This is a genomic window from Vescimonas sanitatis (assembly GCF_049060325.1).
In the GTDB taxonomy this organism is placed as follows: Bacteria; Bacillota; Clostridia; order Oscillospirales; family Oscillospiraceae; genus Vescimonas; species Vescimonas sanitatis.
Genome location: NZ_JBMGPW010000059.1, coordinates 1 through 418, shown reverse-complemented (window position 1 = coordinate 418; position 418 = coordinate 1). Strand labels below are relative to the sequence as shown.

Here is a 418-nt window from a genome sequence, read left to right as displayed (position 1 = left end):
CCCGTCGGCCCGGGGCCGTGTCGAGGCGGCCGGGCGGGCGCCCTCGCCGGTGCCGCGCGGCGGGACCGGAGTCCGGATGTGGGAAGCTGGGACCCATGCGTGATCCCCAGCAGCACCCCGTCGCCGATGCCTCCCGCCGCGCCCCCGAGGGCGCTGCGGCGGGACCCGATCCGGTCCTGTTCGAGGAGCGGTTGACGCCCTCCGCGGGGGTCTGGGCCGTGGCGCTCATGCTGGCGGCGCTGACGATCCTCGTGTTCGCGCCGATCGACCTCGGGCTGGGCATCGCCGCCGCCGTCGTGTTCTTCGCCGTCGAGCCCCTGCTCCTGGTGGCCACCACCCCGCGCATCGGGGTGCGCGAACGCACCCCCCCGGTGGGCCGCGCCAGCATCGAACGGCACCACGTCGGTCAGGTCACGGG

1 protein-coding gene is annotated in these 418 nt (G+C 76.6%); it reads left to right on the top strand.

Annotated elements, in window-relative coordinates; translation table 11 throughout:
- Positions 1-95: 95 nt before the first annotated feature.
- On the top strand, positions 96-418 hold a 323-nt coding region (locus ACOMDU_RS13745; RefSeq protein ID WP_421130720.1), incomplete at its 3' end, for a DUF3093 family protein.